The sequence below is a fragment of the Methanosarcina sp. A14 genome (assembly GCF_001729375.1).
GTDB classification, from domain to species: domain Archaea; phylum Halobacteriota; class Methanosarcinia; order Methanosarcinales; family Methanosarcinaceae; genus Methanosarcina; species Methanosarcina barkeri.
Window position 1 is genome coordinate 1 of record NZ_LZPK01000026.1, and the last position, 9,033, is coordinate 9,033.

A 9,033-nucleotide genomic window follows, 5' to 3' on the forward strand; every position below is an offset into this window, starting at 1 on the left:
TAATACTTTAATTAAAATAATTGAAACTAAGTTCACGTGAAACTGTAGATTACAGCAAAATATGTTTTAACTCAGCGAATGTAGGAGTAATTCTAATATGACAGAAGAAAAAGACCAGAATAGACCGAATATAGGGAAAAAGGATCAAAACAGACCGGATGTAGGAAAAGAGGATCAAAGCATGCAGGAAGAACTCAGCGATGATTCACTGGAATCAATGCTTGTAGAACAGTCAAAAAATCAGATCCGTTCGGATTACCGGCGAAGTCTGGGCAATGAATATCGTAGAAGATACATGTAATGAACCTACATGTAATGAATTCAGATTCGAAGTATATGTAATGAATTCAGAGTGGATTTCTCTTTTTCCAGTAAATCATTTTTACAATTTTCATATGTTGTTTTCTTCTCTCTTTTGCTTCAGTTAATCTAAAATTTCACTAGGGTTTCAGTTTAACTTGATCTATAATCTTTAAGGTCTATTGGATTAGTTGATATCTTTTTTCACACCTTTCCAACATCCTTTTTCATAGCTTTAATTCTGGCTCTGGTTTCAACTGCATTCAAATAGTTCTCAATATGTTCACGTAACATCTGTACTTCTTTAGTCTCTGGCATTGAGTACAGAATTGTCTCAAGATAACCGTGTTCTCTGAGAAGGGAAAAAGCTGCAGGAAAACTAATGTCAAAAATCCAGCTCAGACGAAGGAGTTTAATATCATTCAGGTTTTTTACATCTGCAAGCTTTGCCATCCTGTTATTCAGGATATCAGCAACTATATTTTCCGAACATCCGGGCGTATCGGGAATATTGAGTTCAAGGGCTGGATTCCTGAATTCTTCTTCTTTCTCATAATCTTCACTCACAAGCTTCAGGATATCCAGCTTATCGGCGTCCCGGATCAATTTCAAATAAAAAAGGAATTCTCTGGTAGTTTCTGTGCATTTGGGAATTTCCATGCGATTATGATATCCAACAGCTTTCAGGATTATATCTTCCTCTTCCCGAGATAGAATGGAAAGAATCCCGGCATTTTCCAGGATTTTTACGCCAAGCAAGGCATGATCTTCTGATTCTGAGTCTTTGAACGTCCTGTATTTAGTAAACTGTTCAAAGCGGCCCAGATCATGAAATAAAGCTATTGATTCAGCGAGCCTGCAATCTTTCTCCTCTAAATTTTCCGCTTTGGCAAGTAAAAGGATATTTTCACATACTCTTGCTGTATGTTTGATTTTTAGCTCAACGTTTTCTTGGATAAAGACCTCAGGAGAGGAAAATTGGTCTACATAATCCAGAAACCATATTTTGAAAAAGTCCAGGTCTTCCTTCTGCATGCTTTTTCAATAGGAGTTTCAATGTATAATATTTTCGTATATCTACGGAGGCTTTGAGGCTGAATTTAATTGTTAATTTTAGCACTATTATCTCAAAAAAGATTAAAAGGCCTGATAAAAAGGCCTTACTAAAGAAGTTTCAAAAATTCTTTTCTGCACATCCAAGTACGTGCTTCATAAGCATGGCAATTGTAAGAGGGCCTACTCCTCCAGGAACAGGAGTAATGAGGGATGCCTTTTTGATCACGTTTTCGAAGTCTACATCTCCGTATACACCATCTTTTTCCTTGGTAATACCCACGTCAAAGATTACTACTCCTTCCTTTACCATGTCGGCTTTAATAAGGTGTTTGACTCCAGTTGCAACCACCAGAATATCTGCGTCAAGAGTGTGTTTCTTAAGGTCATCTGTAAATACATGACAAACCGAAACTGTTGCATTCCGGTTAAGGAACATTGCTGCCAATGGTTTTCCGACAACATTGCTGTGCCCGACAATAACCACGTTTTTGCCCTTGATAGGCACGTTATATTCTTCAAGAGCCCGGATAACTCCATGTGGAGTACATGGAACAAGCCCTTCATCACCGATCATTAGCTTTCCCATATTGTAAGGGTGAAAGCCATCCGCATCTTTTTCAGGGGCTATGGCTTCCATTGCTTCCTGAGGGAAGAGGTGTTTCGGAAGTGGGAGTTGAAGCAGAATTCCGTGAACATTCTTATCTTTGTTAAGGGTATTGATCAAGGAGATAAGTTCCTCCTGACTGATTTCTGCCGGAAGAAAGTGGTCTTCTGCCCGAATGCCCACACGTTCACAGGCTTTGTGCTTCAGGCGGACATACATTTTGGAAGCAGGGTCGTCGCCAACAAGGACAGTAGCAAGTCCAGGCGTAACTCCCCGGCCACTTACAAGGGCTTCAACTCCAGACTTCACTTCAGCTTCAATTTTCTTTGCAAGAGCTTTCCCATCTATAATTCGTGATTCATACCCTTCATCTAACATTGGTAAAACATCTCACTTCTTTAATTAACAATAAACCGGGAACCTTGAACAGAGTTCTCTGACCTTGTCACTTGTTTCTGACAGAATCTTATCGTTTTCTGAGTTTGTGATTGCGGTCTCAATATAGTCGGCAATTAATTCCATTTCCGTTTCCTTCATACCCCTTGTGGTACAGGCAGGGGTTCCGAGCCTTACGCCGCTTGTGATAAATGGACTGCGAGTCTCAAAAGGCACCGTGTTTTTGTTTGCAATAATTCCGGCTTTGCTCAGGGCGGCTTCTGCATCCTTGCCTGTTATATTCATATTGTTGAGATTGACGAGCATAAGATGATTATCCGTGTCGCCAGAGATCATATCAAAACCTTTCTCTTTCAGGCATTTGCAGAGGGTTTTTGCGTTCTTTACGGTCTGAACCTGATCCTGTTTGAACTTCTCACTCATTGCTTCTTTAAAGGCTACTGCCTTTCCAGCTATAACGTGCATGAGAGGCCCACCCTGAAGGCCGGGGAAAACCGCTTTGTTAATTCCGGTCGCAAGTTCTTCTGTCCTGGAGATAATAATTCCGCCTCTTGGGCCCCGGAGAGTTTTGTGGGTTGTGCTGGTAACAAAGTCCGCATAAGGCACAGGACTCGGGTGCACACCCGCAACTACAAGACCTGCAATGTGAGCAATATCTGCAAGCAGATAGGCTCCGACCTCGTCAGCAATTTCGCGGAACTGCTTGAAATCGATTTCACGAGGATAAGCTGAAGCGCCGCAAACAATCATTTGCGGTTTGTTTTCCTTTGCTTTTTTCATAAGCTCGGAATAGTCCAGCATCTCAGTCTTTTTACTAACTCCGTAAGGCACAATATTAAAGAGTTTCCCGGAAAAACTCACAGGGCTGCCGTGAGAAAGATGCCCACCGTGAGAGAGGTCCATGGACATGATGGTATCTCCAGGATGCAAAACCGAGAAATAGACAGCCATATTAGCTCCAGAACCAGAGTGGGGCTGGACGTTTACGTAATTTGCGTTAAAGATTTTCTTTGCCCTGGCAATTGCGAGATCTTCGGCAATGTCCACGAAATCGCAGCCGCCGTAGTACCGCTTGCCGGAGTATCCTTCGGCATATTTATTGGTCAGAACTGATCCCTGAGCTTCCATAACGGCTTTGCTCGTATAATTTTCAGATGCGATAAGGTTCAGTTTATATTCCTGGCGCTCGGCTTCTTTTTTTATAGCCTCGAACAATTCCGGGTCAATTTTTTCAATATAAGACATTACTGTCACCTGTAATCTATTCCTTTAAAATCTTTCAAAATCAAGAGTTTTTATGGCTTGGATTGATGGGTTGATTAATGTTAACATGTGCATGCATACAGGAGCTACCTTCCAGATTGGATAGTTACTCAAGAGGCTGGCATTCAGCGATAAAACCGCCGAATAATGGGGAGTACTATTAAACAGACTCTATAACCTTCCTGATGGGTTTTTCATTCTGAAGTTTCAAAACTTTCGGTAAAAAGCTCCTGAATATCTTGAAGATAGGAAATTTCGAAACCTGAAAAGTCCTTATGGTCTATGCGGTTCCGTGGAATACCTATAAGTTTGGAATATTTATAACTATCAGGGATTAAAGAAGTTATTAATCGGTAAAATCTATTCCGGTTTTATATGATCTTAAGCGTTTACTCAAGTTCCGGTTACTACGTTTCTACCCTCAATTTTAAGTTTACCCTCGGTAAAGAGCCTGACTGCTTCAGGGTAGATAACGTGTTCCTGCTCTAGAATTCTGGCAGTAAGGGTTTCTTCCGTATCCCCGGTAAGCACAGGCACGCACTTCTGGATGATTATTGGCCCTGAGTCCAGCCCTTCGTCAACAAAATGCACTGTACAACCTGCAACTTTTACCCCGTATTCAAAAGCCTGCTTCTGGGCGTGAAGTCCTTTGAAGGCCGGAAGAAGAGACGGATGGATGTTCATAATCCTGTTCCCGTAAGCCTTAATTATCTCATTTCCTAAAATTCGGAAGTAGCCTGCAAGCAAAAGAAGATCCGTATCGTACTGGTTCAAGACAGTCAGGATAGCTTTATCATATTCGTCCCGATCATACTCGCCCGGGTCAAGGAAAACTGCGTTTATTCCGTGATTTTTGGCACGTTCGAGCGCGTACGCATTTGCTTTATTGGAAATAACCACATTAATTGTAGCATTCTTTATGTAACCCTTATCAATGCTGTCCATAATTGCCTGGAGATTCGAACCCCTTCCAGAAACCAGCACTGCAATTTTTACAGTCATCGAAGCTTTTAGATTGAAACAGTGCTATATTAGGGTTTTGGAACAATCTTTTCGCCGGTTGAACCAAAATCGTTGCGCCGGTTTATCACGCCGATAATGTTAGGGTAAGGGTCTCAAATTCAAATGCTGAACCGTTTTCGCTCAAGCCTTTTTTGAAAAGGCTTGCAGGCAAACAGTTTTTTAAAAAAGGTTTGAGGGGGGCGGGCGGCGGAAACTTGGTTTTTACTTTTCTTCGTGAGTTTCTCTACGTTCCTCTATAAAGGTAAGGAGCTCTTGAGAATCACTTATTTTATCAAGTTCTTTTTTCTCGATCATAACCGTGTTTTCTACGGATTTTATTTTTGAGTGCCCGTTGATGATAAACACGGATTGGGTCTCAGTGACGCAGGAAATACTGCTCATTAAATGAGCCCTTTTGACCACTGTCGTATTGAATTCGCTGACTCCTGTAAGGATAACTGAGGATTCGTCCCGTGATATGGCCTTGAAAGGAGCCTGCGCAGTAGGAAGGACGTCATAGCCAAGCATGGAAATTGTGTTAAGGATCAAATCTTCCGGTAAAAGCGTACAGGGTTTTTCCTGGGTTTTGGTTCTGGATTCTGCTTTCTTTCGGGGCTTCCTGCTCCCGCAGGATTGCAGGATATTTATGGGCTTTGCAAGCTCAACCCCAAAGATATCTTCCAGCTGGAGTACGACATCTATCGACGCGTCCATGCCTTCTTCTTCGTATTTGCTGATAGTTCTCCTTGAAACCCCTACCATGGAGGCAAGAGTTCCAAGAGACATTGACTGACCCATCCTGGCTTTTTTAAGAAGATCTCCTTCTATAGAGACGTATAACCCGCCCGGAGCTGCTGAAACAAGAGGAGGAACATTTTCAATAAAGTAATCGTAAAGAGTCTGTACATTCAGGGCAAGAATATCATAACGCATATACACAACGCTATCTTCAAGCATCTGGTCTCTGGTCTTTGCCCCCACAACAATAGCAGAGCCCCCAAGGTATTCGGCAAGGTACTTCATCTCCCTGGCAGTTTCTTCATTCAGGCCGTCAATATTAAATAAAACCTTGCAAAGTAATAGTGTTTCATCTTTCCGTGCGGCAACATCAAAGCTCCTCGGACGAATATTACAGCGATCGGAGAGTGCAAAACCCGCACGTGCTAATACATCGATAATTTGATGTATGAGAACCTCTTTTGTCATTCCAGTATCAATCTCTGTTTGAACATCTATATATATTTTTCTTTACTTTTGACAATCCTCACAGTAGAAAAAAACGTCGATGAGTAACGAAAACTGTAATTGTCCGAAGCATATCTGGAAAATTAAAAGGCAAAAACTGGAACCGAAAAAATGATTATCGGAATTGATGATACCGACTCAAACGAAGGAATGTGCACAACATATCTGGGGGCTCTGCTGCTGGACGAACTTCAAGCCTACGGAACTGTAGAGACTCGCCCACTCCTTATACGCCTGAATCCGACTATCCCCTACAAAACAAGAGGAAATGCTGCAGTAGCAATGAAACTCAAGACTGACTGCCCTGAAAAAGTAATTGCTCATGTTGTGTCCAGAATAGAGGAATTTGCACGCATTGAATGCGAAAAAACTAACCCCGGCGCGGTTTTTATCCCGGAAAAAGCTTACGAAAAGCTCAAGCCCGTCCTCAGGAATTTTCTGGAGAAAGCCGTAAAGGAAGTGATCGAAATAGAGGAGGCAAAAAGCCTTATCTCAGAATCCGGGGTTCCTTCAAAGGGCTTCAAAAATGGAAGAGGATTGATAGGCGCCCTTGCAGCATGTGGGGCTATGCTTAACCTTGAAGAATGGGATCACACTTTCGAGTACCTGGCATACAGACAAAAGGAAAAATGGGGAACCCCACGCAAGATCGAGAAGGAAAGTTTCTTTGAGGCAGACAGGAACACTTATCCTGATACCTGGGACACCGTGGACCTTAAAAACAGACTTGTTGTCTGTGTACCTCACTCGGCAGATCCCGTGCTTTTCGGGATCAGAGGGAAAAATCCAGCCGTAGTTACAAAAGCTGTATCCCTAATCAGGGCTGAACCCATAGAACGTTTTGCCATATACAGAACAAATCAGGGTACTGATATGCACCTGATTTCCGCAGAAAGTATTGCAGAAATAAGGGATATGCACTCTTACACGCTCGAAGGCACAGTCTCTGCAGTTCCAGAAACTATTCACGGAGGGCACGTTATTTTTCCCATTCAGGATGGAGATGGAAACGAAATTGACTGCGCAGCCTTCGAACCCACAAAGAACTTTCGGCTGCTTATAAGGAAACTCAGGCCCGGAGATAGAATTGTAGTATCTGGAAGTGTAAATTCCAGAACTTTCAACATCGAAAAAATAGAGATAAAAAAGCTCGCTCCTCTTTACAGGGAAGAAAACCCGGTGTGTCCAACCTGCGGAAAACATATGAAATCATCAGGCCAAAACCAGGGTTTTCGCTGTAAAAAATGCGGAACTCAAGCTACCTCAAAAATTCTGTGTGAAACAAACAGAAACCTTACAGAGGGATTATATGAAGTCCCGCCCTGCGCCCGTCGGCATCTTGCAAAACCTCTTGTAAGGGAGCAGAAATCTGATATAGAGATTCACCCTGCCCGCTAAGAAAAATAGGGATAAAAAAATCCCTTTCAATAAATTAGAACCACATATAAACTTATTTTTTATAAATCAATCCGTTTGACCACAAACGCGCACCGTTTGATCACGCCGACAATGACGTTTTCGCTCAAGCCTTTTTTGAAAAGGCTTGCGGACAAACCATTTTACAAAAGGCTTGCGGGCAAGCAATTTTTTAAATAGGGTCACGGGAATCGGACGGGGATTAGGGTAACTTAGTTTGGCGGCACCGGAGGAGCATTTCTTTTATGCTCACTTTTCTCTATACGGTTCATGACCGAATTCAGTTGTTCTGCAGAAATCCCGAGAGTGTTCAGAATAGTTTCAGAATCTTCGTTCTGCTCAAGCTTTTTGAGTACCTCATCTACTTTTAAATACGATATTCCAAGTTCGGCTTCATCGGTTTGGCCTGCCCAGAGACCTGCTGAGGGTTTTTTCGTGATAAGAGAATCAGGAACTCCGAGCCTGCGAGAAAGCTCCCATACCTCGGTTTTGTAAAGTCCGCCTATGGGTTCGAGATCAACGCCTCCATCTCCATATTTCGTAAAGTAGCCAAGCAAGATCTCGGTTTTATTGCCGGTTCCTATGACCATACGATTCATCCGGTTTGCATGGAAGTAAAGGAGAGACATTCTGATTCTTGCTTTCAGGTTGCCCATGGAGAGACGATCTGTAGATTCACTCTCAGGGACTGAAGCCATGAAAGCCGAGATAATTCCTGAAATGTCAATAGTCTGAAACTCAATTCCCAGACAGTCTGCAAGAGTTTTTGCATCTTTGCTGTCTTCAGAAGGGGTAAGGCCGGATTCGGGCATATGGATTCCAAGCACTTTATCTTTCCCCAGAGCTTTTACGGTAAGCGTTGCGGCAAGGGCTGAGTCTATTCCCCCACTAATGCCTACAACAGCTCCGTCTACACCTGCTTTACGGGTTTCATTCCGGATAAAATCAATAATCCTGTTCTGCGCGATTTCAAGGTTCATGCTGTCAATTCCTTGGTACTCATCAGGCATATAATTTTAATGGCCTTAAGATCCTGAGAATTCAAGATCCTGAGGTAGTAGATTTGAAAGACATCAGGTTTAAATCCCTATTCAGATTTAAATGACTATTTTGACGATTAAACAATTTTATACACAGAAGTTCCAGATATATAAAACCTCAGAGGAAAAATGGAGTTATGGTAAACTTATTTAATAAATGGAAGGTATAGGAGTAATATATGCCTGGTAATATAATATAAATAACTGATAATCAAATGTACGTCTAACCAATAACTGATTATCAAAAGTACTTCTAACCAGTAGCTGGTTATCAAATGTACGTCTAGCCAATAACTAATTATCAAATGAGCCTCTAACCGACAAATTATTATTCGGATAGGGTTACAGGCTATAAAGGGGGTTTCTCTGGATAGGAAGACTGGACCGAAAATTCAAGGCATGAAAGTTCCATTACAAACACTCCGGGGTGAAAATCTACCTTATCAAAGGCATTGAAATAAAAAGACGTCTAATATACAAAACGGGTAGCTCCATAATGTGCAGTCCAGAGAAATTGGAAAACCCGGTGTCCATTTATTTTATACGATCATTAAACTAAAAGTTATTTAGGAGTTACGCAGTTGGCTCCTAGCATATTGTTTTTTCCAAACTTTCAAATATTTGAATTAATTTAACGTGTATTGGGGATTCCTTAAGTATTCTGTCACTGCCACTCTTCTAATTTTCATTGCACTTTCAAACCAGGATATT

8 protein-coding genes are annotated in these 9,033 nt (G+C 41.8%); 2 read left to right on the forward strand and 6 right to left on the reverse strand.

The window, feature by feature from the left end:
• Positions 1-97 precede the first annotated feature (97 nt).
• Positions 98-301, forward strand: a complete 204-nt coding sequence (locus tag A9239_RS20025; RefSeq protein WP_048119177.1) for a hypothetical protein — start codon at positions 98-100, stop codon at positions 299-301.
• Between the two features lie 203 nt (positions 302-504).
• Here the strand turns inward: A9239_RS20025 and A9239_RS01535 are convergent, their stop codons facing one another.
• From A9239_RS01535 to A9239_RS01555, 5 genes are all read right to left on the reverse strand, one after another.
• Entirely contained in the window at positions 505-1,335 is an 831-nt protein-coding gene (locus A9239_RS01535; protein ID WP_048119175.1) for an HD domain-containing protein, read from the reverse strand.
• 139 nt (positions 1,336-1,474) lie between these two features.
• Positions 1,475-2,338 (reverse strand): bifunctional methylenetetrahydrofolate dehydrogenase/methenyltetrahydrofolate cyclohydrolase, encoded by an 864-nt coding sequence (locus tag A9239_RS01540; protein ID WP_048119172.1) that lies wholly within the window; start codon positions 2,336-2,338, stop codon positions 1,475-1,477.
• 24 nt (positions 2,339-2,362) lie between these two features.
• Positions 2,363-3,601 carry a bifunctional serine hydroxymethyltransferase/L-allo-threonine aldolase gene (glyA, locus tag A9239_RS01545; protein WP_048119171.1) on the reverse strand — a complete coding sequence of 413 codons (1,239 nt, stop codon included), beginning with the start codon at positions 3,599-3,601 and terminating at the stop codon, positions 2,363-2,365.
• Between the two features lie 411 nt (positions 3,602-4,012).
• Positions 4,013-4,621 (reverse strand): phosphoribosylglycinamide formyltransferase, encoded by a 609-nt coding sequence (gene purN / locus A9239_RS01550; RefSeq protein ID WP_048119170.1) that lies wholly within the window; start codon positions 4,619-4,621, stop codon positions 4,013-4,015.
• Positions 4,622-4,843: 222 nt separating this feature from the next.
• Entirely contained in the window at positions 4,844-5,827 is a 984-nt protein-coding gene (locus A9239_RS01555; RefSeq protein WP_048119168.1) for a transcriptional regulator, read from the reverse strand.
• A 150-nt stretch (positions 5,828-5,977) separates the two neighbouring features.
• On the opposite strand from A9239_RS01555, the gene A9239_RS01560 reads away from it, so the two are divergent.
• Positions 5,978-7,264 carry a tRNA(Ile)(2)-agmatinylcytidine synthase gene (locus A9239_RS01560; RefSeq protein ID WP_048119167.1) on the forward strand — a complete coding sequence of 429 codons (1,287 nt, stop codon included), beginning with the start codon at positions 5,978-5,980 and terminating at the stop codon, positions 7,262-7,264.
• Between the two features lie 230 nt (positions 7,265-7,494).
• Here the strand turns inward: A9239_RS01560 and A9239_RS01565 are convergent, their stop codons facing one another.
• On the reverse strand, positions 7,495-8,262 hold the full coding sequence (locus A9239_RS01565) for an NAD+ synthase (protein WP_048123077.1): 768 nt from the start codon (positions 8,260-8,262) through the stop codon (positions 7,495-7,497).
• Positions 8,263-9,033 lie beyond the last annotated feature (771 nt).